This window comes from Microbacterium meiriae, from assembly GCF_040685015.1.
Lineage (GTDB): Bacteria > Actinomycetota > Actinomycetes > Actinomycetales > Microbacteriaceae > Microbacterium > Microbacterium meiriae.
In genome coordinates this window covers 1,170,131-1,194,083 of record NZ_JBFBHD010000002.1, presented here as the reverse complement: position 1 = coordinate 1,194,083, position 23,953 = coordinate 1,170,131, and the positions used below count along the sequence as shown (strand labels likewise).

26 protein-coding genes are annotated in these 23,953 nt (G+C 70.7%); 8 read left to right on the top strand and 18 right to left on the bottom strand.

Features of this window, described 5'->3' with window-relative positions; translation table 11 throughout:
• Positions 1-6: 6 nt before the first annotated feature.
• Together AB0N68_RS14225 and AB0N68_RS14220 are read right to left on the bottom strand one after the other, a co-directional pair.
• Positions 7-1,275 (bottom strand): DNA recombination protein RmuC, encoded by a 1,269-nt coding sequence (locus AB0N68_RS14225; protein WP_280566575.1) that lies wholly within the window; start codon positions 1,273-1,275, stop codon positions 7-9.
• A 51-nt stretch (positions 1,276-1,326) separates the two neighbouring features.
• A complete protein-coding gene (locus tag AB0N68_RS14220) occupies positions 1,327-1,920 on the bottom strand; it encodes an exonuclease domain-containing protein (protein ID WP_280566578.1) in 594 nt (197 codons plus the stop codon).
• Positions 1,921-1,979: 59 nt separating this feature from the next.
• Here AB0N68_RS14220 and AB0N68_RS14215 point away from each other — a divergent pair, with 59 nt between their 5' ends.
• Together AB0N68_RS14215 and ychF are read left to right on the top strand one after the other, a co-directional pair.
• Entirely contained in the window at positions 1,980-2,720 is a 741-nt protein-coding gene (locus AB0N68_RS14215; RefSeq protein ID WP_280566581.1) for a class I SAM-dependent methyltransferase, read from the top strand.
• A 114-nt stretch (positions 2,721-2,834) separates the two neighbouring features.
• Positions 2,835-3,908, top strand: coding sequence for a redox-regulated ATPase YchF (gene ychF / locus AB0N68_RS14210; protein ID WP_259952176.1), 1,074 nt, complete (start codon positions 2,835-2,837; stop codon positions 3,906-3,908).
• A gap of 118 nt (positions 3,909-4,026) precedes the next feature.
• On the opposite strand, the gene AB0N68_RS14205 is transcribed toward ychF, so the two are convergent.
• The 7 genes from AB0N68_RS14205 to AB0N68_RS14175 all read right to left on the bottom strand — a co-directional run bounded on the left by AB0N68_RS14205 (position 4,027) and on the right by AB0N68_RS14175 (position 10,991).
• The gene (locus AB0N68_RS14205) at positions 4,027-5,355 is read right to left on the bottom strand and encodes a PDDEXK family nuclease (RefSeq protein ID WP_280566584.1); all 1,329 of its coding nucleotides are present in this window, start codon (positions 5,353-5,355) and stop codon (positions 4,027-4,029) included.
• Positions 5,356-5,435: 80 nt separating this feature from the next.
• Positions 5,436-5,720, bottom strand: a complete 285-nt coding sequence (locus tag AB0N68_RS14200) for a hypothetical protein (protein ID WP_280566586.1) — start codon at positions 5,718-5,720, stop codon at positions 5,436-5,438.
• Positions 5,717-6,199, bottom strand: a complete 483-nt coding sequence (locus AB0N68_RS14195) for a BLUF domain-containing protein (protein WP_280566588.1) — start codon at positions 6,197-6,199, stop codon at positions 5,717-5,719. Before AB0N68_RS14195 ends, AB0N68_RS14200 begins: the two co-directional genes overlap by 4 nt.
• Before the next feature lie 8 nt (positions 6,200-6,207).
• The gene (locus AB0N68_RS14190) at positions 6,208-6,465 is read right to left on the bottom strand and encodes a hypothetical protein (protein WP_060923504.1); all 258 of its coding nucleotides are present in this window, start codon (positions 6,463-6,465) and stop codon (positions 6,208-6,210) included.
• An 84-nt stretch (positions 6,466-6,549) separates the two neighbouring features.
• Positions 6,550-8,910: a glycoside hydrolase family 65 protein gene (locus AB0N68_RS14185; RefSeq protein WP_280566594.1), complete on the bottom strand. Its 2,361-nt coding sequence runs from the start codon at positions 8,908-8,910 to the stop codon at positions 6,550-6,552.
• 157 nt (positions 8,911-9,067) lie between these two features.
• Positions 9,068-10,108, bottom strand: coding sequence for an SDR family oxidoreductase (locus AB0N68_RS14180; protein WP_280566596.1), 1,041 nt, complete (start codon positions 10,106-10,108; stop codon positions 9,068-9,070).
• 1 nt (position 10,109) lies between these two features.
• The gene (locus AB0N68_RS14175; RefSeq protein ID WP_085606628.1) at positions 10,110-10,991 is read right to left on the bottom strand and encodes a manganese catalase; all 882 of its coding nucleotides are present in this window, start codon (positions 10,989-10,991) and stop codon (positions 10,110-10,112) included.
• A 201-nt stretch (positions 10,992-11,192) separates the two neighbouring features.
• On the opposite strand from AB0N68_RS14175, the gene AB0N68_RS14170 reads away from it, so the two are divergent.
• Entirely contained in the window at positions 11,193-12,590 is a 1,398-nt protein-coding gene (locus AB0N68_RS14170; protein ID WP_280566607.1) for a M20/M25/M40 family metallo-hydrolase, read from the top strand.
• Positions 12,591-12,734: 144 nt separating this feature from the next.
• Complete coding sequence (locus tag AB0N68_RS14165) at positions 12,735-13,304, top strand: alpha/beta fold hydrolase (protein ID WP_187663616.1); 570 nt, start codon at positions 12,735-12,737, stop codon at positions 13,302-13,304.
• A 64-nt stretch (positions 13,305-13,368) separates the two neighbouring features.
• On the opposite strand, the gene AB0N68_RS14160 is transcribed toward AB0N68_RS14165, so the two are convergent.
• The gene (locus AB0N68_RS14160; RefSeq protein ID WP_060921362.1) at positions 13,369-13,668 is read right to left on the bottom strand and encodes a hypothetical protein; all 300 of its coding nucleotides are present in this window, start codon (positions 13,666-13,668) and stop codon (positions 13,369-13,371) included.
• Positions 13,669-13,775: 107 nt separating this feature from the next.
• Complete coding sequence (locus tag AB0N68_RS14155) at positions 13,776-14,264, bottom strand: GNAT family N-acetyltransferase (RefSeq protein ID WP_187663617.1); 489 nt, start codon at positions 14,262-14,264, stop codon at positions 13,776-13,778.
• A 119-nt stretch (positions 14,265-14,383) separates the two neighbouring features.
• Here AB0N68_RS14155 and AB0N68_RS14150 point away from each other — a divergent pair, with 119 nt between their 5' ends.
• The gene (locus AB0N68_RS14150; protein WP_187663618.1) at positions 14,384-14,944 is read left to right on the top strand and encodes a Dps family protein; all 561 of its coding nucleotides are present in this window, start codon (positions 14,384-14,386) and stop codon (positions 14,942-14,944) included.
• Positions 14,945-14,978: 34 nt separating this feature from the next.
• Here the strand turns inward: AB0N68_RS14150 and AB0N68_RS14145 are convergent, their stop codons facing one another.
• Entirely contained in the window at positions 14,979-15,524 is a 546-nt protein-coding gene (locus tag AB0N68_RS14145; RefSeq protein WP_280566613.1) for a DUF6328 family protein, read from the bottom strand.
• Between the two features lie 81 nt (positions 15,525-15,605).
• Between AB0N68_RS14145 and AB0N68_RS14140 the strand changes: the two genes are divergently transcribed.
• Complete coding sequence (locus tag AB0N68_RS14140) at positions 15,606-15,809, top strand: hypothetical protein (RefSeq protein ID WP_187663620.1); 204 nt, start codon at positions 15,606-15,608, stop codon at positions 15,807-15,809.
• Positions 15,810-15,813: 4 nt separating this feature from the next.
• On the opposite strand, the gene AB0N68_RS14135 is transcribed toward AB0N68_RS14140, so the two are convergent.
• Both AB0N68_RS14135 and AB0N68_RS14130 read right to left on the bottom strand, forming a co-directional pair.
• The gene (locus AB0N68_RS14135; protein WP_280566618.1) at positions 15,814-16,398 is read right to left on the bottom strand and encodes a 1-acyl-sn-glycerol-3-phosphate acyltransferase; all 585 of its coding nucleotides are present in this window, start codon (positions 16,396-16,398) and stop codon (positions 15,814-15,816) included.
• 23 nt (positions 16,399-16,421) lie between these two features.
• A complete protein-coding gene (locus tag AB0N68_RS14130) occupies positions 16,422-17,015 on the bottom strand; it encodes a carboxymuconolactone decarboxylase family protein (RefSeq protein WP_268777768.1) in 594 nt (197 codons plus the stop codon).
• 126 nt (positions 17,016-17,141) lie between these two features.
• Between AB0N68_RS14130 and AB0N68_RS14125 the strand changes: the two genes are divergently transcribed.
• Positions 17,142-17,288 carry a hypothetical protein gene (locus tag AB0N68_RS14125; RefSeq protein WP_187663623.1) on the top strand — a complete coding sequence of 49 codons (147 nt, stop codon included), beginning with the start codon at positions 17,142-17,144 and terminating at the stop codon, positions 17,286-17,288.
• Positions 17,289-17,318: 30 nt separating this feature from the next.
• Here the strand turns inward: AB0N68_RS14125 and AB0N68_RS14120 are convergent, their stop codons facing one another.
• Entirely contained in the window at positions 17,319-18,794 is a 1,476-nt protein-coding gene (locus AB0N68_RS14120) for an MDR family MFS transporter (protein WP_187663624.1), read from the bottom strand.
• A gap of 167 nt (positions 18,795-18,961) precedes the next feature.
• Between AB0N68_RS14120 and AB0N68_RS14115 the strand changes: the two genes are divergently transcribed.
• Positions 18,962-21,037 (top strand): ABC transporter ATP-binding protein, encoded by a 2,076-nt coding sequence (locus AB0N68_RS14115; protein ID WP_280566642.1) that lies wholly within the window; start codon positions 18,962-18,964, stop codon positions 21,035-21,037.
• Positions 21,038-21,049: 12 nt separating this feature from the next.
• On the opposite strand, the gene AB0N68_RS14110 is transcribed toward AB0N68_RS14115, so the two are convergent.
• The 3 genes from AB0N68_RS14110 to AB0N68_RS14100 are packed head-to-tail and all read right to left on the bottom strand — an operon-like array spanning position 21,050 to position 23,953.
• Entirely contained in the window at positions 21,050-21,823 is a 774-nt protein-coding gene (locus AB0N68_RS14110) for an SDR family NAD(P)-dependent oxidoreductase (protein WP_187663625.1), read from the bottom strand.
• A 22-nt stretch (positions 21,824-21,845) separates the two neighbouring features.
• Complete coding sequence (locus AB0N68_RS14105; protein WP_280566627.1) at positions 21,846-22,793, bottom strand: glycosyltransferase family 2 protein; 948 nt, start codon at positions 22,791-22,793, stop codon at positions 21,846-21,848.
• Positions 22,794-22,816: 23 nt separating this feature from the next.
• Positions 22,817-23,953, bottom strand: coding sequence for a cysteine desulfurase family protein (locus AB0N68_RS14100; RefSeq protein WP_280566630.1), 1,137 nt, complete (start codon positions 23,951-23,953; stop codon positions 22,817-22,819).

The following is a 23,953-nucleotide window of genomic DNA, read 5'->3' as shown; positions in this document are numbered from 1 at the left end:
CCGCTGTCAGTCCTCCCGGTCGGGAAGCGCGGCGGCGTGATCCAGACGCGCGCGAACCTCGCCGACATCAGCCTGCATCGCGTCGGCGGCGTCTTCGGCCTCGGTCGGGACCAGGAGCTCCGGCGCGGTGAAGCGCCGTCCGTCCGCGGTGATCGCCGGCATCGGTGCCAAGGCCTCCGCATCGACGCCGGGGAACTGGCGGGCGGTGACGAGAACCCGGGACTCCAGGGATCCGGCGAAGCGGTTGTAGCTGTCGACCGTGCGCTCGATCGCCCGACGGAGGTCGTCGGCATGACCCGCGAGCGTGCCGAGGCGCTCGTACAGCTGCGTGCCGAGCGCCAGCAGACTCCGGGCCTCGGTGGACACCTCCTGCTGCGTCCACGTGTACGCGACCGTCTTGAGGACCGCCCAGAGGTTCACGGGGGAGGCGAGCGCCACGCGGCGGCTGAAGGCGTAGTCGAGCAGCGTCGGGTCCTCGTCGATGGCGGCGGCCAGCAGCGACTCGCTCGGCAGGAAGCAGATGACGAACTCCGGGCTCGCGTCGAGGCCTGACCAGTAGGCCTTCTTGGCGAGGGCGTCGACGTGCGCGCGGACCGCACGGACGTGTTTCTGCATGTGGGCACGACGCTGCGGTTCGTGGGCGTCGCCTGCGGGCAGCGCCGACGCCTCGAGATAGGCGTCGAGCGGCACCTTCGCGTCCACGGCGATCGACGTGCCGCCCGGCAGGCGGACGACCATGTCGGGGCGCCCCTGGCCGCGGTCGGAGGTGATCGTCGCCTGCAGGTCGAAGTCGACGTGTCTGGTCAGCCCCGCGGCCTCGACGACGCGCCGCAGCTGGGTCTCGCCCCAGACGCCGCGCGTGGACGTGGAGCGCAGCGCGCCCGCGAGCGACAAGGTCGTCGCGCGGAGCGCTTCATCGGACTCCTGGGCACGTCGGAGCTGCTCGGCGAGCGTGCCGAACTGCGCCTGCCGTTCGCTCTCGATCGCAGCGACCTTGGACTGCATCTGCTGGAGGCTCTCGCGCACCGGCGCCAGGGCCTGCAGCACGGCGTTCTGCTGCTGGACACGCTGCGCTTCCGCCCGCTGCTCGGAGCGGGCGTGTTCGACCGCGTCCCGGTAGAGGTCGTACTGGCGGTCGCGGTCGTCTCGCGCCGCCGCGAGCTCAGCCTGCGTGCGCGCGATGTCGGCGGCGCTCCGTCCGGCTCGGAGGAACCAGCCGAGAGCGACGCCCGCGGCGAGGGCCACGAGCAGGAGAACGATCGACAGGGCATCCATGGCTCCATGATGCCGAGGGCCTCCGACATCGCCGGGAGGCGGCGAGGCGCGTCAGGCGACGGCGCGCTCCAGCGCCGGCACGGCGGGCTCGGTGACGCGGAGCCCGAGGGCGTCGGCGAGCCCGAACACGTCGAAGGCGCCGGCGCGGGCGGCCGCGTCGACGATGATCTGTGCGCAGGCGAGCGCATCCGCGAGCGCGTCGTGATGCGAGAACTCCGCATACCCTGCCGCCGCGGCGGCGAGCGGAAGGCGGTACGAGTCGAGCTGATAGGTCTTCCGCGCCACCTGGAGGCTGCACAGCGAACGGTACGGCGGGCAGATCTGGCCCGTGACCTCCGTCGCCCGACGCAGCACGTTGAGATCGAAGCCGGCGTTGTGAGCCACGAGCACGTCCGCTCCGGCGAAGGCGCAGAGCCGTTCGAACTGGTCGACCCACGTGGCCGCCGAGAGCACGTGCTCGGGGCGGATGCCGTGGATGCGGATGTTCCACTCCTGGAACTCGTCATGGCCGGGCGGAGGCTGGATCAGCCAGTTCGCGGTGGCGACGACCTTCCCGTCCCGCACCCGCACGAGTCCCACGGAACACGCGGAGGCCGGGCTGGAGTTCGCGGTCTCGAAGTCGATCGCAGTGAAGTCCAGTGGCACGTCCTCACTCTCTCCCGGGCCTCCGACGTCGCTGTGCAGGCTCGCCGTATGCTGGCCACATGGCGGACGAACTGGCGAGGTCCTTCGGTGCGGCGGCCGGAAGCTACGAGGCCGGACGGCCCGAGTACCCGTTCGAGGCGGTCGCCTGGATGTTGGAACCGATGGCGGACGGTGCGCGTCGGGTCGCCGACGTCGGCGCCGGGACCGGCAAGCTCACGCGGGCGCTCGTCGCGGCTGCGGACGCCGAGGTCGTGGCGATCGACCCGGACCCCGCGATGCTCGCCGCGCTTCGCGAGGCCGTACCAGGGGTCCCCACTTTCGTCGGGACCGCCGAGGAGCTCCCACTGCCGGACGCGAGCGTGGACGCCGTGGTGCTCGGTCAGGCATGGCACTGGGTCGAGCCCGTCGCCGCATCCGCGGAGATCGGTCGTGCGGTGCGGCCGGGCGGTGTACTGGGACTCGTCTGGAACCTCCGCGACGAGCGCGTGGACTGGGTGCGGCGGCTCACCGACATCATGCACGGCAGCAACGCCGAGATCATGCTCGCGGCCGGCGACCCCGTGGTGGCGGAGCCGTTCGGCTCCTTGGCGCAGGAGCGCTGGGAGTGGTCGCGCCCCATGACGCGGGAGCTCCTGCACCGCATGGCCGCGTCGCGCAGCGCCGTGATCACCGCCGACGAGGCCGAGAAGGACCGGATCCGTCGCGAGATGGACGCGCTGTTCGACGAGCTCGGCCTGCACGGGCACGACACGGTCGAGGTGCCGTACGTGACGAGGGCGTTCCGCGCGACCCGCGGCTGAACAGGCGCCCGCGCCGCATCAGGCACCTTTCGCGCACTCCCGCCTGATCCCGCGTGAGCGCTTGCCCTCCGCGAGGGTGAGGAGGGGAGAGCGGCGCAGGTAGACTCGTTCCCCGTGGCTCTCACTATCGGAATCGTCGGCCTGCCCAACGTCGGCAAGTCCACCCTCTTCAACGCTCTCACCAAGAACGACGTGCTCGCGGCGAACTACCCGTTCGCGACGATCGAGCCGAACGTCGGCGTGGTGAACCTGCCCGACCCGCGGCTCGAGAAGCTCGCCGAGATCTTCGGGAGCGAGCGCATCCTGCCCGCCGCCGTGTCGTTCGTCGACATCGCGGGCATCGTCCGAGGGGCGAGCGAGGGGGAGGGCCTGGGCAACCAGTTCCTCGCGAACATCCGCGAGGCCGACGCGATCGCCCAGGTGGTGCGTGGGTTCTCCGACGACGACGTCGTGCACGTGGACGGTGCCGTGAACCCGGCGTCGGACATGGAGACCATCAACGCGGAGCTCATGCTCGCCGACCTGCAGACCGTCGAGAAGGCCATCACGCGGTACGAGAAGGAGGTGCGGGGCAAGAAGATCGACCCGTCGGTCCTCGAAGCCGCGAAGGCCGCCAAGGATGCGCTGGAGCGCGGAATTCTGCTCTCCACCAGCGGCCTCGACCTCGAGCCGATCCGCGAACTCGGGCTCCTCACGGTCAAGCCCGTCATCTTCGTCTTCAACGTCGACGAGTCCGTGCTGACCGACGACGCCCGCAAGGCCGAGCTCGCCGCCCTCGTCGCGCCGGCGCAGGCCATCTTCCTCGACGCGAAGATCGAGTCCGAGCTCAAGGACCTCGACCCCGAGGACGCCGCCGAGCTCCTCGCCTCGACGGGGCAGGACGAGTCGGGCCTCGACCAGCTCGCCCGCATCGGCTTCGACACGCTCGGCCTGCAGACCTACCTCACCGCAGGTCCGAAGGAAGCCCGCGCCTGGACCATCCCCAAGGGGTCGAAGGCCCCGCAGGCCGCCGGCGTCATCCACACCGACTTCGAGAAGGGCTTCATCAAGGCCGAGATCGTGTCGTTCGACGACCTCGTGGAGACCGGGTCCGTGCAGGAGGCCCGCGCCAAGGGCAAGGCGCGCCTGGAGGGCAAGGACTACGTCATGCAGGACGGCGACGTCGTGGAGTTCCGCTTCAACAATTAGACCGGGGTCCTCGCGCCCTGACTGCTGACGGAGCGTCCACACGAGATTCCCGTCGTCTCCGGGGCCGGATCACGTACTCCCTCGGCGTTGATCTTCATGACCTCGTGATCGTCGCGCGTCACGCGACGGGAGGACCATCCGATTGCTGCGCCGCAGCGTCCAGCAGCTGGGACAGAGTCTCGAACGTGATCAGGGGAGATTCCCCCTTCCACTCCTGCTCTGATGTGTATGCCTGAATCCCTTCGACGACGACCAACGACAGGTCGGCGTCACGACGAAGAGCCTTCTCGACCCACTCCCGTTTCTTCCCCAGGGTGGTGCGCCAGCTGTGGCTGTCGAGTCCGAGCTTCTCTGCGATGTTCCGAATCCGACCCATCGAGAAGATGGATTTGCATTCCAACACGAAGACACCGTCGTCACGCGTCGCGAGCACGTCGATCTGGCCGGGGTTCTTCTCGTCGCAGTGGAGGCGCTCCTTGCCGGATTGCGTCGTCCACGTTCCGTTGACATCCACCGAACCGGCTCGGAACCCATGCGAACGGAGCAGGCTCACGACCTTGTCTTCGAAAGGCTGGGAGATGACGTGCTCGCGGAGTGTGGTCTGCTGAATCGCAGCCAAGAGCCACGGCGCGAGGGAGTCCGCGAGCAGATAACAGCTCGTCCAGCAGGCGCCGGCGGAGCTGATCACCGGGTACGAAGCGACTTCGTCCTCAAGGCTGATGAGGAGTGAGGTGATCTCCGCGTAACCGAGCACGATCGACTCTCCGGTTTCGGAATACAGCTGCGTGGAGAACTGCTCTGAGAGGGATGCTATGCCCGGTTCGAACGGTGCCAGGCGGATGATCAGCGACATCCGCAGATACAGAGCCAACCAGATCGGACGCGCCTCGCCCGACGCAGGTAGCCGGGACAGATGAGGGAAGTCTCCGGCGGAGAACATCTCTCCAGGGTCGGACTGCAGCGAGAGGATCTCAGCGATCGCGCGGATGCTGCCAGCCACATCGGACATCAGTGAGCGTGCATCAATCGTCGTGGGAAGGCTCGCTCCGCTGATCAGTATCGTGACGGCCTGGTCGGGGTCGGAGGACTGCCAGATCGGAGCGAGTTCCGTCATGTCGGCTTCGTGGCTGAGCCAGCATGCAGAGACCAGGTTCGCGAGATCGACGAGAGCCCTGGAGCTTCCCGAATCTGGCATCCTCTGCAAGAGCTCCAACGCCCGCTTCACGTGTGGGCGGGCAGGCTCGGTCGGCTCCCTGAGCGAGTTCCATACGGCGAGCAGTACGACAGAGGCCCAATCCGAGTCGATCGAGGCGGCGAGCTCTGCTGATCTCCCTCGGAGAAGCTCGAGGTCGACCGTCTCATCCTCTCGCCTCTTCTCGAGCACACGCGAAAGCTCCTCGGCGTCGCGGCGTGCGCGCTCTCCGACGAAACGAACATCGCTCCTCATAGGGCTCCAATCCACATCGACGTGCCGAGCAAGTAGGGCTTACCCTATGGGGTCGGCGACCCCGAGGCGCGACCGACCCGCTAGTGCCGCACGCCCGCGTCCGGGCCGTGGCGGTCCTCGAACGCACGGATCGCGCGCCTCGCGCGGCGGGTCTCGACGATCCCGACGATGATCCCCGCGGTGAACACGATGATGCTGAGAACGCGCCACAGCCCGGCGGGCGCATCGAGGAGGAACGCGACCGTCCAGCCGACCGTCATCACCGACGAGAACACGATCGCGTAGATGCCCCAGTTCCGCCGCCGTTCCAGTGCCATGCGCTGCTGGATGAGCGACGGCTCCGGTCCGCCCGCGGGCCTGCTCATACCCGGAGGGAGGTGCCCTCGCCGCTGCCGGCAGGGATCGGGACCGCAGCGCCGGAGCGGGTGCGGAACCACAGGGTGAGCTCGAACAAAGCGCGCTCCATGGTGGAGGCGTCCGCGCCGTCGACGAGGTCGTCGAAGGAGTCGCGGAAGCCCCTGGGTGCGGCCGCGCTCCCCGCGCGGAACGACCGGTAGCCCATCGACCAGTCGGAGAAGAGCCGGGTGGTGATCGGCGTCTCCAGGAGGATGCGCATCGCGCGGTGACGCGGATCGTCCGCGATCGTGTCGACGAGTCGGCGTACGGCCTCGACCGGTCCTTCGAGGACCTGGAGGAAGCGCCCCTGGCGGAACAGGAGGAGACCGGTGATGTCGCGGGCCGCGTTCGACCGACGGCACTGCTCCAGAAGCTGCTCCAGGGCGGTCTCACGGAACGGCTGCGCCGCCGTGCTGGTGTAGACGAGGCGGAGCAACCCGTCGGTCATGGCCGCCGTCACCCCTGCACCAGCTCCGGGGTTCCGAGGGCGGCATCGCCCTCTGAGGGGCCGGCGTGGGCGACGACCTCCGTGGTCGCGTCGCTCAGCGTGGCGTGCAAGCCGAGCGGCTGCGCGGACGCGGAGAATGCGGCGAAGCGGCCGTCGGGCTGACGGTCGACGTAGCCGAGGAAGTCTCCGCCGCGGCTTCCGACGTGGAAGCCGTCCTCGACGCACGCCCAGAGGACATCCGATGCGGGGTGGGGGGAATCAGGCACGGCTCCACCCTACGGTGGACGGCCGACATCGCCGCGGGCCTTGCGCGCACCCGCCTCGATATGGCACACGGACCCGGCGCGGCCTCAGTCGCCGGCGCGCGGGCGTCCCGGTTCCCGCCAGCGCGGCGGCACAGGTGCCAGGGTGAGCGGCTCGACGCGGTCCGGCGTCGGCAGGCACACGGGAACCCCGGCGTCCAGGACGAGCTCCTCGTCGGCGTGCCGGATCGTCACCGGCTCCCCGGCGCTCAGTCGGTAGGTCGTCTCCGTCGGTGCGATGTCGACGTGCAGGATGCAGCCGTGCAGCCGGACTCCGAACGCGAGGCGGGTGACGCCGTCTGGAAGCTGCGGCCGGAAGGACAGGCCGTGGTCTCCCTCCCGCATACCCCCGTAGCCGGCCGTCACGCCCGTCCAGATGCCGGCGAGTGCCGCGATGTGCAGTCCCGCGTCGGTGTTGCCGTGGAGGTCGTCCAGGTCGAGGGCAGCGAGCTCGGCCAGATAGGCCGATGCCAGTTCGAGATGCCCGACCTCGGCGGCGATCACGGCCTGGGCGGCCGCGGAGAGCGAGGAGTCTCGCACGGTGAGGGCGTCGTAATAGGCGAACGCCCTGGCCTTCTCCTCCCAGGTGAACTCCTCGTGGGAGGTGTAGAGCGCCAGCACGAGGTCGGCCTGCTTCAGCACCTGCTTGCGGTAGATGTCGAAATACGGGAAGTGGCTGTGCAGCGGATACTCGTCGGGCGCCGTGGCGTCGAAGTCCCACCGGGCGTGCGCGGTGAAGCCCGCCGACTGCGGGTGCACCTGTCGCTCTTCGTCGTAGAGCACGGTCATGGCGTCGGCCGCGGCCTCCCAGGCGGCGACCTCCTCCTCGTCCGCTCCCAGCGCCGCGGCGACCTCCGGGTGCCGTCGGGCGGCAGCCGCCGCCCCGCGGAGGTTCCGGCGCGCGGAGAGGTTCGTGTAGACGTTGTCGTCGACGACGGCGGTGTACTCGTCCGGGCCGGTGACGCCGTCGATGTGGAAGCCGCCGTCGTCATCCCCGCGCCCGAGGGACAGCCAGAGGCGCGCCGTCTCGACGAGGATCTCCGTGCCCCCCTCCCGCTCGAAGTCCTGGTCACCCGTCGTGCGGACGTAGTGCATCACGGCACCTGCGACGGCGGCGTTGATGTGGAAGGCCGCCGTGCTCGCGGGCCAGTAGCCGGAGCTCTCCCGGCCGTCGATCGTGCGCCAGGCGAAGGACGCGCCGCGCAGGCCGAGCGTGCGCGCCCGCTCCCTGGCGTGATCCAGCGTCGCGTGACGCCAGCGCAGTGCCTGGAGCGCGGCATCGGGAGCGGTCGAGGTGAGCACGGGGAGCACGAACGCCTCGAAGTCCCAGAACGTGTGGCCCTCGTAACCGGAGCCGGTGAGGCCCTTGCCCGGCACGGATCGGGCTTCGGCTCTCGCCGACGCCTGGAACACCTGGAACAGCGCGAAGCGCACGGCCTGCTGCAGCCGCGCATCGCCGTCGATACGGACGTCACCGCACTCCCAGTACCGATCGAGGACCGCGCGCTGACCCGCCATCAGCGCCTCCCAGCCCAGACGAGCGGCTTCCTCCACGGCCTCCTCCGCGCGGTCCCGCAGCGTCTGCGGCGCGAGGGTGGCCGACCACTCGTGTCCGATGAGCTTGACGACCTCGAGCTCCTCGCCGGGCGCGAGGTCCACGCGGATGCGCGTGCGTGCCAGGTCGTCGTCGACCTCGGTCGTCACCTCCGGAGCGCCCTCTCCGGAGACGCGCACGATGTGGTCAGCGCTCACCGCGACGCGCAGGCCGCTGCGCCGGGTGCGATGCAGCAGCGTGCTCCGCGCTCGGCGCTCCGACCCCGCGACGGCTTCCAGCGGACGGGCGAGGAGCTCCTGCACGCGCGGGTCGTCGTGGGTCGTGGGAAGCGGTTCGTTCGCGAGCAGCTCTGACAGCACGGTGATCGCGAGGGCGCCGTCGACCGCTGTCACGCGGTAGCGCACGGCCGCCAGCGACCGGTGCTCGAGGGAGACCAGACGGGTCGACGTGATGTGCACGCGACGGCCCTCCGCCGATTCCCAGTCGACCTCCCGGTGCAGGGTGCCGTCGCGGAGATCGAGGCGGCGGGTGTGCGTGTGCACCGTCCCGTGCTCGACGTCGAACGGCTCGTCGCCGACCAGCAGGCGGATGAGCTGCCCGTTCGGGACATTGATCACCGTCTGTCCGGTCTCGGGGTACCCGTACCCGTCCTCGGCATACGGCATCGGATGCTCTTCGAACACGCCGTTGAGGTAGCTTCCCGCGACGCCTCGAGGGTCACCCTCGTCGAGGTTCCCGCGCCAGCCAACGTGGCCGTTGGAGAGACCGAAGACGGACTCCTCCTGCGCGAGATGGGCGGTGTCGACGCTCTCGATGCCGACGGCCCACGGTTCGATGGTGAAGCGCGCCGTCATCGGCGCGCCCGACCCTCGGGGCGCCCGTCCGAGGAGGAGGTGAGGATGCCGAGAAGCATGGAGTTCCCTTCTGCCGGAGACCGTGTGCCTCGACGGTATCCGGGCCCACGCGCCGGCACGAGGGAGTTGCGCGGCGCCGAGCCGGTCGGGTAGGTGCTCAGCGGCGCGAGCGGCGCCAGGGCACCAGTGCCGCGCCGAGGATGCCCGCGACCGCCACGGTCCGCCACCCGGGGTGCACACGCAGCCAGGCCGTGATGCTGCCCCGTCCGCGGTGCGGCAGCCCGCCCCGCTGATCGGTGTCGCGGAGCGGACCGACGAGGTTCCCGAACTGCGCAGGGGCGGTCTCGTTCGTGCGCATCATCCGGGACCCGAACCGGCCGAGCGCCGCATCGAGAAGACCGGGCGCGATCCGCTGGACCCCGGTGAGCAGCAGGGCGCCACCGCCGACGTGGATCGTGCGGGCCGGATGGACGGCGGCGTAGACGATCGCCCGCGCGACGGACCGGGCGCGGTAGTGCGGATGCGGTCCGCTCGGGCGATACGTCATGCGGCTGCGGGCGTGGCGGTAGATCGGGGTGTCGATGACGGCGGGACGGACGACGGTGATCGTGACGGGCGCGCGCTCGGCGCGCAGTTCGCGGCGGAGGGCGTCGACCGCTCCTTCCACCGCATGCTTCGAGGCGGCGTAGGCCCCGTGCAGCGGCATCGCCGCCACCGCCTCGGCCGAGCTCACCACGATGATGGTCCCGCGCGAGTGCCGGAGCACCGGCAGCGCCGCCTGGAGGCCGTTGAGCTGTCCGACGACGTTGACGTCGAGGACCTTTCGGAGCTCCTCGGGGGTGGTGTCGGCGACGGGGGCGTAGAGGAGCACCCCCGCGTTGCCCACCCAGGTGTCGATCCGGCCGAACGCATGCGTGATCTGGTCGACTGCGTCCTGCACCGCCCGGCGGTCGGAGACGTCGCACACGACGCCGCGGACGTCCCCGCCCTCCGCGGCGATCTCCTCGACCGTCTCGGTCAGCGCCTGCTCACCGCGGGCGAGCAGGACGACGGATGCCCCCGCTCGGGCGAAGCCGAAGGCCGCCTCCCGGCCGATCCCGCGGGAGCCGCCGGTGACCACCACCACCTGGGCGTCGAGGGGCGGCCGCCGTACGCGTGTGTGCGGCGACCGTCCCTTCCGCGAGACCGATGACGGCATGTCACTCCTTGTGGAGCGCGTCCTGCGCGGCGCCGGCCACCTTCTCCACGACGTTCGGCAGCTCGGTGGTGCCGTAGAAGCGTGCGTCCGGGTGAGTGGGCGGAGGCATCTCGGCCGTGGTCGTCGGGCCCTCGTGGTAGCTGAACTCGCCGTGTCCGTCCGGCGTGGGGCCGGATGCCCAGGTGCCTTCCGCGGCGGCAGGACCGTCGCTGAAGTTGAGGTACTGGTACGACACGTCGCGGTGCTCCTTGGAGAGCGGGAAGTTGCTCGGCACGGGGAGCTTCTCGGCGCCCTCGGCCTTCAGCTCCTCGGCCGCGGCGAGCCATTGGTTCTGGTGCATCGTGTCGCGCGCCAGCAGGAAGCTCAGAAGATCCCGGACGCCGTGGTCGTCGGTCATGTGGTAGAGCCGGGCGACCTGCACCCTGCCCTGCATCTCGGCGTTCGCGTTGGCCATGAAGTCGGCGAGGAGGTTGCCGCTGGCGGTGATGTACGAGCCCTGCCACGGGTTGCCGTTGCTGTCGACCGGACGCGCGCCGGCACCGGCGACGATGCCCTGCTGCACATCCGTGCCGCCCACGATGGCGGCGACCGTCGGGTCATCCTGCACGGCGTCCTCCGTGATGCCGAGCGGGGACTTCTCGAGCAGCTGCGCGATCATGACCGCGAGCATCTCGACGTGCCCCATCTCCTCGGCGCCGATGCCGAAGACGAGGTCGCGGTACTTGCCGGGGATGTGCATGTTCCACGCCTGGAACTGGTACTGCAGCGCGACGGTGATCTCGCCGTACTGCCCGCCGAGGACCTCTTGCAGCTTGCGGGCGTAGACGGCGTCCGGGGCCTCGGGCGTCGCGGAGAATTGGAGCTCCTGTCGATGGAAGAACATATCGAGCCTTTCTCTTCTGGGGATGGGCTGGCCATGCAACGCCCGGTCGGCCGATCCACGCAGGGCCTTTCCAAACCCCGACGCGCCTGGGACAATCACTCTCGGCCCGCGTGAGATCGGACCTCGTCGCGGTGATAGCCGGTCAGCGCCGACGCCGTCAACCCCCGCCCGTATCCCCGGTCCTCCGGGCAGTCTGTCCCCATGACGGAGGAGACGGCGGCAGCGCAGGACGCGATCGACGCCTTCCTCGAGTCCCACCTCGATGAGATGGTCGAGCGGCTGTCGGCCTGGGTCGAGATCCCCTCCGTCTCGGCGGCCCCCGAGCGTCGGATGGACGGGGTGCGATCCGCGCATTGGATCGCCGCAGAGCTGCGCGACGCGGGCTTCACGACGTCGCTGCTCCCGGCGGGCGATGCGGTGACCGTGTTCGCCGAGCGCGAGGGCGCGCCGGGGTCACCCACGGTCCTCGTCTACACGCACCACGACGTCCGCCACGCCAAGCCGGAGGAGTGGAGCGAGACGGCGCCGTTCGCGCCGGTGCTCCGAGAAGGGCGGCTCTACGGGCGCGGCGCGTCGGACGCGAAGGGCCAGGCCCTCGCGCACGTCTGGGCGCACCGGGCGGTCGAGGCCGTGGACGGCGTCGGAGCCGGGGTGCACCTCAAGCTGCTCATCGACGGCGAGGAGGAGATCGGCTCCCCGCACCTCAAGGACCTCCTGGAGGCCGACCCCGACCGGTTCGTGTGCGACCTCGTCGTCTTCTCCGACACCCTGCAGTGGGAGGTCGACTCCCCGGCTCCGGTCACCTCGATGCGGGGGACGCTCACCGCGACGCTCACGGTGCAGGGGCCCGACCGGGACGTGCACAGCGGTGCCGCCTCCGGCGTGACGGTGAATCCTGCCCTCGTGCTCTCCCGCGTGCTCGCGCAGCTGCACGACGAGGACGGGGGGATCGCCATCCCCGGATTCCATGACGGCGTGGCCCCGCTCAGCGACGAGCGCGCTGCGGAACTGGACGCGTTGCCGTTCGACCCCGAGGACTGGACGCGGCGTACCGAGACCAGGGTCATCGTGGGGGAGGAGGGCTTCACCCCGAAGGAGCGCCTCTGGGTGCGCCCGGCCATCGAGGTGATCTCGCTGCTCGCCGGAGACCCGGAGGGCATCGAGCGCTCCGTGATCCCGCGGGAGGCCATGGCCTCGCTGAGCATCCGAACCGTCGCCGATCAGCGTAACCACGACGTCGCCGACGCGCTCCGCGCCTTCATCGCCGACGTGATGCCCGCCGAGGCGCCGTATCGCCTCGAGGTCGACGAGGACATCGCGCAGGAACCGTATGTCTCTCGTCCCGGACCCTATCGGGACGCCCTGGAGCGGGCCCTCGCCCGCGGTTACGGTCGCGCGGTGCGGGGGAGGATGGGCAACGCCGGGGGAGGGCCGGCCGAGCTGCTGTCCCGGGAACTCGGCGCCCCGGTCGTGTTCCTCGGCACCGGGCTGCCCGAGGACCACTGGCATGCGAGCGACGAGAGCATCGATCTGCGCATGCTGGTCCGCGGCGCTGCGACCCTCGCGCATCTGTGGCGCGAGCTCGCCGCCGCCTCATGACTCCGCCGGGGGATGCGAGGAGGAGGCTCGTCCCCCGGCGGGCTACGCTGGACGCAGGCGCCACCGCCCGGTGCCCGGTCGCAGGAGCCCGGCGCGGACGGCGCCTGCGAACCTGACACCGACGGCTTGAGGAGAACGACGCCGATGACCGACACCCAGATCTTCGAGCCCGAGGGCCGCGCCATCCCCTTCGTCGACGAGGGCGATGGTCCGGTCAAGCTGGTGCTCATCCAGGAGCGCGGCCTGGCCGCCGACGTGCTCGGAGTGGTCGGTCACTACCTGGCGGAGGAGGCCGGATTCCACGTGGTGCGGATCGGCCATCGCGCGGATGACGCAGAGATCTCGGTCGAGGACCGCGTCGCGGACGCGCTCGCCGTCATCGACCACATCGGCCTCGGCGACACGTGGATCGGCGGGCACGGCTTCGGCGGCACGATCGCGCGGTCGTTCGCGCTCGTTCACCCGGAGCGCGTGAACGGTCTGGCCCTCCTCGGCGTGGAGGACGTGGACACCCCCCTCGCCCCGGTCATCCCGGTGCTGCTGATCCAGGGGACGGCCGACGAGGTCACCCCGCCCGCGAACGCCGAGAGCGTGCGCGCCATGGCTCCGGAACGCGCCAGCATCAAGGTCGTCGAGGGCGGGGATCACCTCTTCCCGATGACGCACCCCATCGAGACGGCTGTCGTGCTCGAGGAGTATCTCGACTGGGACTGAGCCCGACCCTTTGCACACGCGAACGCCGCGGCCGGATCGGCCGCGGCGTTCGAAGTCTGAGCTCTCAGGCGACCTGAGGGAGCACGGCGAAGGAGACGGAGCCCTCGTCGTCCACGCCCGCGTCGAGCACCTTGTCGTCCAGGGCGGAGGCGGCGGCCTCGTCGAGGAACAGGCGGGTGCCCGACAGCTCGACGACCTGATCGGCGGGCTCCGGGTCGGCGGTCACGGCGACGGCGAGACGGGCCGCGCCCGTGTCGTCCTGCGCCTCGGCGGTATGGATGCGCAGCCCAGCGGCCGGCGCGTCGTTCTGACGACTCACGAGGGTCGACACGATGGCGGTGGCGTTGTCGGTGAGGGTGAGCATGAGCTCTCCTTTCCGGTTGGGGCATGACGCGGTCGCGACATGTCCGGACTACGATTCCGCATCGTCCGGATCCGCTCGACCCCCTTGCGCCTGCGGGGGTGGTGCCTTTAGCCTCGCAGCCGCTTGCGGAGGAACACCTGAGCGGTGCCGTCGCCCTGCGGCACCCGCTCGCGCTCCTCGTAGCCGCAGGACTCGTACAGCCGGATGTTCGCCTCGCTGAGGCTTCCGGTGAAGAGCTCGGACTCGCGGGCGTCCGAGGCCTTCTCCGCCGCGTCGAGGAGCTTCCTCCCGATGCCCTCGCCCTGCATGTCGGGGGCGATCGCGATCCGCCCGATCAGGAGCAGGTCGTCGTCCTCGACGAACCGGATCGCCCCCACCAGGCGGCCGTCGATCCGTGCGCCGAGCCCGCTCTCCGAGGTGAGCTCTGCCTCCATCTCGGCGAGCGTCTGCGTCAGCGGCGGCATATCGACGCTGCCGTAGATCGCCGCCTCGGACACGAAGGCCGCCCGCTGGATCGTGAGCACCTCTCCGGCATCCGCCGCGGTGAGAGGCGCGATGACCACCTCGGGACGATCCTCCTGTGCTGCTGTTCCCACTGTTCCGCCTCTCTCGATGGCCCTGTCGCCTCCCTCACGTTCGGGGGTCCGCCCGGTGGGTGTCAACCCCCTCGAATCGGCTGTGCCGCGGGGCTACCGTGACAGCAGGAGGTCACACCATGGCAGACACGAAGACCAAGAAGACCGGCAGCTCCAGCAGCAAGAGCGGAGCGACGAAGGCGGGCGTCAAGACCACGCGCCAGCAGAATGCGGAGAAGGGGTTCACCGCATCCCCGACCCTCGCGGCGAACCTGCAGGCGGTGCTCGTCGACCTTCTCGAACTCTCGCTGCAGGGCAAGCAGGCCCACTGGAACGTCGTCGGACGGAACTTCCGCGACACCCACCGTCAGCTCGACGAGATCATCGAGGACGCCCGGACGTTCAGCGACACCATCGCGGAGCGCATGCGCGCCCTGCACGCCGTGCCTGACGGGCGCAGCGCCACGATCGCGAAGACGACGACGCTCCCCGAGTTCCCGACCGGTGAGGTATCGACGACGGAGACCATCGACCTCGTCACCGCGCGCCTCGAAGCCGCGGTCGGGACGATGCGCGATGTGCATGACGCCGTCGACGAGGAAGACCCCACGTCCGCGGATCTGCTGCACGCCGTCATCGAGCGCCTGGAGCAGTTCGCGTGGATGGTGAGCGCGGAGAACCGCAGCCCCGCCGGCCGCTGATCAGCCCGTTGTCCGACCGCCGCCCCCGTCGCGCTCATGCCGACGAGGGCGGCGGTCCTTCGTCTGCTCCGACCCGCGCGCGGGCGCGCCGCAGCAGGCCGGGCAGCGCCATCCACAGCCCGACCACGAGCAGGAGCGAGGCGATCAGCGCGACGATCCCGGCGGTGCGGCTGACCGTGAAGTCCACGATGAGCGTCGTGACCCCGATCGTGAGGGCGCCGATCACGAAGAGGTCGATCTTCACCAGGCGCGCCGCCGTCCGGACGAGCTCAGGCTTCAGCCGGCTGCCGAACAGGGCACGATGGATGCCGACGGGGGCGAGGGCGAGGATGGTGGCGACCGCCGCGAGTGCCACGAGCACGACATACATGTCGCGCTGGAATTCGTCCATATCGGTGAAGCGCGGCTGGAACGCCACCGCGAGGAGGAAGCCGGTGAGGATCTGCGTGCCGGTCTGCATCACCCGCAGTTCCTGCAGCAGCTCCTCCCAGTTGCGGTCCGCGCGCTCGTTCGGGGTCTCGTCACGGCCGTCATCGCGGTCGTCGCTCTCGTCGGCGCCCCCACGGGATTCTGCTGTCATGGCGATAGTCTCGTGGGCACGATCCGGCGCTGTCCAGAACCTTGCGCTGCCGGATGGACAGGCCTCAGGAAAGGACCCGAGATGACACTTCCCCCGATCGACGAATGGTGGCCCGAGCTGTCCGACGATGCGCGTCGCGCGGTCATCGACAGCGGGTCGCGGCATCTCGACGAGGACGTCCGGGAGGAGATCCGGGAGATCACCGGAGCGGTGGTGGGGATGATCGAGTCGCTGTCCGACGACGACCTCGCGTACGCCCGGGACCACGCACCCGACGAGGACTGAGACGTCAGCCCTCCGGCTGCTCGGCGGTCTCCTCGCGCAGCCGCGGCTCCGTGCGACGTTCGGGGCGCACGCCGTGCTTATCGGCGTAGAACGCGCGGATCTGGTCCATGTCGGCGGCCACGTCGCCCGTGAGGTCGATCGTCGGCCCGAGGCCCGTCGTCTTCGTGTGGCGGTCGACGAAGCCGAGAGTGACCGGCATGCCGGTGGCTCGCGCGATCCGGTAGAAGCCGCTCTTCCAGTACTCGTTGCCGCCCCGTGTGCCGTCGGGGGTGACGACGAGGCCGAACACCGTCCCGGCATGCACCTGGTCCACGACCTCGCCGACGACGCGCGCCGGATCCGCCCGGTCGACGGCGATGCCCCCGAGCCCGCGCATGATCGGCCCCCGCCAGCCACGGAACAGGCTCTTCTTGCCCAGCCAGTGCACGTCGATGCCGAGGCGCCACGCGATCGCGAGCATGAGCACGAAATCCCAGTTCGAGGTGTGCGGGGCGCCGATCAGGACGGTCGGTCGCGTTGGCGCGGTGTCGGCGACGAGGGTCCACCGGCTGACGGCCCAGTACACGCGGGCGAGGAATCGTCGGAGCATCCGTCCACATTAGGCGGAACGGCCTATCGATCGCCTGGCGGCGGGGCCCCGGTGGTCCGCGTGAGAGCCGCGGTGAGCGCCGGGTCCAGCCCAGGGACGTCCTCGACGGGCACGGCCAGCGCGAGAAGAGCCCTGCTGAAGTAGTTGCGCGCCGCCGCCGCCAGGGTGATGTCCACGATCTGCCGGTCGCTGAACCCCCGGTCTCGCAGCTCCTGCGCATCGGCGTCGGTCATCGCCCCCGGATCGGTCGACAGCCGCGTGGCGAAGCGGATCACGGCCTGCTCCTGCTCCGTGAAACCGCGGTCGTCTCCCGCGGCGAAGGCGGCGAGTCCTTCCTCGTCGACGACGCCGGCGCGCAGGGAACGGCGGCCGTGGGCGAGCAGACAGTGCGCGGATCCCAGGGCCCGCGCCGCCCCCAGGGTCGCGGCCTCGTAGATCGGCACGCCGATCGACGGGACGACCGCGCGGACGAGGGCTTCGAAGGCGGCGTGGGCGTCGGGGTTCACGGCCATGGCCTTGGTGTGAGCGAACACGATGCCGTCGTCGGCGAGGTCGCTCTCGTACATCGCGGCGACGTGGCCGGTCGCGGTGGCCCGTTCGGGAGGGTGGATGATCATGGCGCCTCCTCGGCTCCGGGGCGCGCGGCGAGGGTGCGCACCCCTCGCCGGGAACGATACGCCGCTCTCAGGCCGCAGAGAAGAGCGTGCGGCGCCCGGTGCTCCTGGCAGGCGTACGATCGAGGGATGACCGAATCGAAGCAGGAGAACACCGGGCAGGACGCGCCGCTCGGGCTGCAGCCGCTGCCGGGTGCGATCGAGCTGCTCGAGGGCGATGCCGCCGGCTACTGCAGCAACGGCGTCTGCCACATCCCCGCCCCCAAGGAGCGGTGAGCAGCAGACGCCGTCGGTGTGGCTGCGCGGTCAGTGACCGCCGTGCGCCGCGTCGCCGATGTCGTCGGCGGGCTTGCGCACCAGCGGGCTGAGCGCGACCGCCGCGAGCGAGATGATCGCCGCGATGAGGAAGGCCGTCCGCGCTCCGGGGGCACCGGCCACGGCCCGCGACAGGCCCTCGTCCTCGCCGGCGTGCAGGATCGCCGAGTACGTGACCGTGAGCAGGGCGACGCCGGCCGCCCCGCCGACCTGCTGCAGCGTGTTGAGCACCGCCGAGCCGTGCGAGTACAGCGAGCGGTGCAACGACCCGAGCGACGAGGAGAACAGCGGCGTGAACGACATCGCGAGGCCGACCGACATGGCCGCCTGCACGATGATCAGCAGCCACCACACGGTGTGCTCTCCGACCGTCGAATAGAAGAACAGCGCCGCCGAGACGAGGATCGTCCCGGGGATGAGCAGCGGACGGGTGCCCTTCGCGTCGTAGACGCGGCCCATGATCGGACCGAGCAGGCCCATCAGCACCGAACCGGGGAGCAGGATGAGGCCCGACTCCAGCGCGGTCAGTCCCGCCACGTTCTGCAGGTACTGCGGCAGCAGCGTCAGGGTGCCGAACATCGACAGCGCCAGGATCGTCATGATGATGACGGCCAGCGAGAAGTTCGCCGAGCGGAACACGCGCAGGTCGAGCAGGGCGTCGTCGACGCGCTGCAGCACGATCTGACGCCAGACGAACAGGGCGAGCGAGACGGCGCCGACCACCAGAGCGATGACGCCGGTCGTGCCGCCCGATCCGCCCTCGCCGCCGAACTGGCTGAGGCCGAAGACGATGCCGCCGAAGCCGAGCGCCGCGAGCGGGATGGACAGCACGTCGAGCGGAGCCTTGCGGGTCTCGCCGAGGTTGGTCATCCACTTCGCGCCCATGGCGAGCGAGATCAGGGCGATGGGCAGCACGATGGCGAACAGCGCGCGCCAGTTGAACGCGTCGAGCACGGCCCCCGCGAGCGTCGGGCCGATCGCGGGCGCGAGCGAGATGACGAGACCGACGCGGCCCATCATGCGACCGCGGGACTGCGCGGGCACGACGTTCATGATCGTCGTCATCAGCAGCGGCATCATGATCCCCGTGCCGGCGGCCTGGATCACGCGGCCCACGAGCAGCACCGAGAAGCCGGGCGCGACGAAAGCCACGAGCGTGCCGAGCGAGAACGCCGTCATCGCGGCGATGAAGACCTGCCGGGTCGTGAAGCGCTGCAGGATGAAGCCGGTGGTCGGGATGACCACCGCCATCGTGAGCATGAACGCGCTCGTCAGCCACTGGCCGAGCTCGGGCGGGATGCCGAGATCGGTGTTCAGGTGCGGGATCGCGATGCCCATCGTCGTCTCGTTGAGGATGGCGACGAAGGCGGCGACGAGCAGCAGCCAGATGACCCGCATGTCCTTGCGCGGGATCTCCCCGTGCGATGCGGGGGGCGTCGTGATGGAGCCGGTATCGACGGCAGACATGGGCGGCCTCCAGGGCATCGGAAGAAAAAGAGATGTGCGAGAGTTCGCGAGAGTCATTCAGCGTAACGGGTCGGCGGGACATTTCATTCCGATCCCTGCGATATCCGCCCTGAGCGGAGACGGCGGCCCGCGGTGTCCGCCGTCCTGAGTACGCTGGCGCCATGAGCATGGGCGGGATGGGCGGTGGTCCGCGGGGCGGTTTCCGCGGCGTGGACGAGGACGCCCAGCGTCGGCTCAACGCGGAGGCCCCGAAGATCGACGGGCTCGGCACCCGGGTCGTCGCTCTGTTCAGCGCCTACCGATGGCGCATCCTCTTCACCGGTGTCCTCGTCGTCGTCGGCGCGGGTATCGCGGTCATCCCGCCGCTCCTCGTGCAGCGCATCTTCGACGACGCCCTGTTCCCCGTCGACGGCGGCGGTCCGCACCTCTCGCTCCTCGGCGTCCTCGTCGGGGTGATGGTCGGCCTCTTCCTCTTCTCCGCGGTGCTCGGCGTCGTACAGACCTGGCTCACGGCCACGGTCGGCAATAGCGTCACAGGCGACCTCCGGGTGCGGCTGTTCGAGCACCTGCAGGCGATGGAGCTCGGCTTCTTCACCCGGACGAAGACCGGGGTGATCCAGTCCCGGCTGCAGAACGACGTGGGCGGTGTCTCCGGCGTGCTGACGAACACGGTCACCAGCATCCTCGGCAACGCCGTGACCGTGGTCGCCTCGCTCGTCGCGATGATCCTCATCGACTGGCGCCTCACCCTCATCGCGGTCGTGCTCATGCCGTTCCTCGTGCTCGTGCAGCGACGCGTGGGGCAGGTGCGGGCGCGCATCGCGGGGGAGACCCAGGAGTCGCTGTCCGAGTTGACCTCCATCACCCAGGAGACCCTGAGCGTCTCGGGCATGCTGCTGTCCAAGGCGTTCAACCGCCAGCGCACCGAGTCTGAGCGCTACCAGCAGGAGAACCGCAACCAGGTCCGGCTGCAGGTGCGCCGGGCCATGAGCGGTCAGGGTTTCTTCGCGGTCGTGCAGGTCATCATGGCGAGCGTGCCGGCCGTCATCTATCTGGTGTCCGGCTACCTCATCGCGGGCGGGACGGGAGCGATCACCGCGGGTACGATCGTGGCCTTCACGACGGTCCAGGCGCGGCTGCTCATGCCGCTCATGGGGCTCATGCGGGTCTCGCTCGATCTGCAGACCTCGTCCGCGCTGTTCGCCCGCATCTTCGAGTACCTCGACCTCGTACCGGAGATCACCGACGCCCCCGACGCGATCACCGTCGCCCAGGCCCCCGGGCCGCGCGGACGCGTCGAGTTTCAGGACGTCGTGTTCCGCTATCCGGATGCCGCGGTTGACTCGCGCCCCACGCTGCACGGCGTCTCGTTCGTGGCCGAGCCCGGGCAGCACATCGCCTTCGTCGGCCCGTCCGGCGCCGGCAAGACCACGATCCTCTACCTCGCGCCTCGGCTGTACGAGGCCAAGGGCGGCGCGGTGCTGTTCGCGGGGGCGGACGTGCGCACGCTCACGCAGGAGTCGATCATCGACGACGTGGGCATCGTCTCCCAGGAGACCTACCTGTTCCACGCGACGATCCGCGAGAACCTCCGCTACGCGAAGCCCGACGCGACCGACGAGGAACTGGTCGCCGCCTGCACCGCGGCCAACATCCACCACATCATCGCGGGATTCGAGAAGGGCTACGACACGGTCGTGGGGGAGCGCGGGTACCGGCTCTCCGGCGGGGAGAAGCAGCGGATCGCGATCGCCCGCGTGCTCCTGAAGGACCCGCCGGTGCTCCTGCTCGACGAGGCCACCTCCGCCCTGGACACCGTGTCCGAGCGCGTGGTGCAGGAAGCCCTCGACGAGGCGGCCAAGGGGCGCACGACCCTGTCGATCGCGCACCGCCTGTCGACGGTCATGGGGGCGGACGTCATCCATGTGCTGGAGGCCGGTCGCATCGTGGAGTCCGGCACCCACGCGGAGCTCCTCGCGCAGGGCGGCCTCTACGCCGAGCTGGCGGCACAGCAGGTGGCCGCGTCGCGGGTGTTGAACGCCGAGCTCGAAGCAGAAGCCGAGGAGGAGGCCGCGATCCGTGGCGGTGTCGAGGAGGGCGTCGATGCGGCGCTCGCCGGGCGCCGTGCGGACCGCGAGCCGGAGGACTCCGCGGCGGCCGACGCCGTCGTGGCGCTCACGACCGGCGTACCGCTGCCGACGGCATCCAGCGCCGACGCCCGACCGCGCCCGACCGACGGCTGACGGCTTCGCGGGTCAGTGGACGGAGAGCCCGCCGTCGACGAACAGCGACTGGCCGGTGACATACGCCGAGCCGGGACCCGCGAGGAAGACCGCGGCCGCGGCGAAGTCCTCCGGGAGGCCGTTGCGTCCGACCATCGTCCGGGCCGCGAGGGCCGCGATCGTGGCGGGATCCTCCTGCAGGCGGGCGTTCAGGGGAGTGAGGACGAATCCCGGGACGAGGGTGTTGCTCGTCACGCCGGTACCACCCCAGGCCTCGGCCTCCGAGCGCATGAGCGACTCGACCGCGCCCTTGGAGGCGCCGTACACCCCGCTGCCCACGAATGCCCGGTGCGCCTGCTGCGAGCTGATGTGGATGAGCCGCCCGTACCCGCGCACAGCCATGCCCTGCGCCCAGCGCTGACCGAGAAGGAACGGGGCGAGCGCGTTGACGGTCATCGTCGCGTCCCAGTCCGCCTCGGTGATCTCGGCGTAGGGCGGACGGATGTTGATGCCGGCGGAGTTGACGAGGATGTCCGGCTCGCCGAAGGGGACGGCCGCGGCCTCCGCGACCGCGTGGATGCCGTCGCGGGAGCCCAGATCGCCGACGACGCCCGCGGCCCGGCACCCCTGCGCGTTCAGCTCCTCGACGGTCTCCGCGATGCGCTCCGCGCCGCGGGCGACGATCACCGTGGCCGCGCCGGCCCGGGCGAGCGCCGTCGCGATGCCGCGGCCGATGCCCGAGCTGCCGCCGGTCACGACGGCGGTGCGGCCGTCGAGCGCGAAGAGCGAGGAGAGGTAGTCGGTCATGTGGGGGTCCTTCCGGCGGGGCTCACCACGAGAGGGCGTCGGCGAGGGTGGGGTCGGGGCGGGCGTCGGCGAATTCGGGAAGGGCGCGCAGTTCGGCCAGGAATGCGGACACCTCCGCCGCGTAGGCGGGATCCGGGTGCGTGTCCGCGATCTCCCGGAGCGGAGCGACGTCCATCGCGAGGATGAGGTCGAGTCGAGCGGTCACGGCGGCGTGCGCGCCCGCCGTCTGCAGCACACGGATGCCGCCGCGGAGCGCAGCGAGGTAGTCGCGGAGCACGGGGAGCTGCGCCTTGCCCTGGGTGATCGAGGTGCCGTCCGCTCGGACGCGCCAGCGCACCACGACGTCAGGCAGCACGTCGAAGGCGCGCGCCCGGGTGTACATCGTCTGCGCGACGACCTGGTCCTCGTAGGCGACCCCCTCGGGGAACCGCAGGTCGGACCACATCTCGGTGCGGCTCACCTTGGACCACGCGACGATGTTCGACACGGCCTGCGGATGCTCCGCGAGGGTGGTGCCGAGACGGCGAGGAGAGGTCGCCGCGGCCACCCACGGCTGTACGCGGCCGGGCACGTACCCTCGCCCCTGGGGACGCAGCCGCACGTAGGCACCGGCGGCGAAGTCGCTCTCCGTGCGTTCGAGCGTGCCCACGAGCGTCGAGAGGGCGTCCGGCATCAGCTCGTCATCCGCATCGAGGAAGCCCGTGAAGGGCGTGTCGACCCGTGCGAGGCCGACATTGCGCGCGGCGCCGAGCCCGACGGAAGCCTCATGCCGGATCAGGGTGAAGCGGGTATCCGTCGCGGCGGCGTCGGCGAAGATCGCTCCCGTGTCGTCGGTGGAGCCGTCGTCGATGAGGATCGCACGCCACCGCTCGTCCGTCTGCGCACGGAGGGAGTCGAGGGCGGCGGGGGCGAACGCGGCGATGTCGCGTCCGGGCACGATCAGCGTCACGATCGGGGCGGGGGCGGTCACTCCGCCGAGTCTAGGGCCGTCCGTCAGCCGCGGACCGCGTCGACCGCTTCCGCGACGAGTGCGGCGAGACGCTCCGGAGCGTCCGCAGGGAGGGCCGAGCGCCCGAAGGTGAAGCGCACGGCGGTCTGGGCGACCTCCGGGGCGATGCCGCACGCGAGCAGCACGGGGGAGGGCTCGTCGCTGCCGGCGGCGCAGGCGGAGCCGCTGGACGAGATCACCCCGCGGCGCTCCAGCTCCAGCAGCACCGCCTCGCCGCTCACGCCGGCGATCGTGAAGCTCGCCGTCGCGGGGAGCCGCTGCGTGGGATGCCCCGTGAGTGCGGCCACGGGCACGCGGCGCTGCACCTCGGCGATGAAACGCGCCGTCGCGGCCTCCACCCGGGTCGCGGTGTCTTCGCGCTCCCGCTCGGCGAGATCCAGTGCCGTCGCCAGGCCCACCGCTCCCGCGACGTCGACGGTGCCGGACCGCCGCCCACGCTCCTGGCCGCCGCCGTGCAGGAGCGGTTCCAGAGGGAGGCGTCCGCGGACGACGAGCGCCCCGGTGCCCTTGGGAGCGCCGAGCTTGTGCCCGGCGATCGACACCGCGTCGGCATGCAGCTCGTGCAGCGGCAGCCAGCCGGCCGACTGCACGGCGTCGACGTGGAGGGGCACGCGGCGGGCGTGGACGACCTCGCGGAGCGCCGGGATGTCCTGGACGGTGCCGATCTCGTTGTTCGCGTGTCCGAAGGACACGACGGCCGTGTCGTCGGTGAGCGCTGTGTCGAGGGCGTCCGGCGTGATCCGTCCGGTGGCGTCGACGGCGGGCATCGCGACCGTCACCCCGTGGAACCGCGCGAGGTACGCCGCCGACTCCCGGATCGACTCGTGCTCGATGGGGGACACGACGACGCGCCGCCGGCCGGAGGCGAGCGCTCCCAGGGCGAGTCCCTTCACAGCGAGGTTGTTCGCCTCCGTGCCGCCGCCGGTGAAGACGACATCCCCTGCCCGCGTCCCGAACACGCGGGCCACCCGGGCGCGGGCGTCCTCCAGCGCGCGCGCCGCGGTCTCGCCCGCGGTGTGGTGACTGGCGGGGTTGCCGAACACCTCGGTGAGGAAGGGCTCCATGGCCGCCCGCACCTCGGGGCGTACCGGAGACGTCGCGGCGTGGTCGAGGTACAGCAC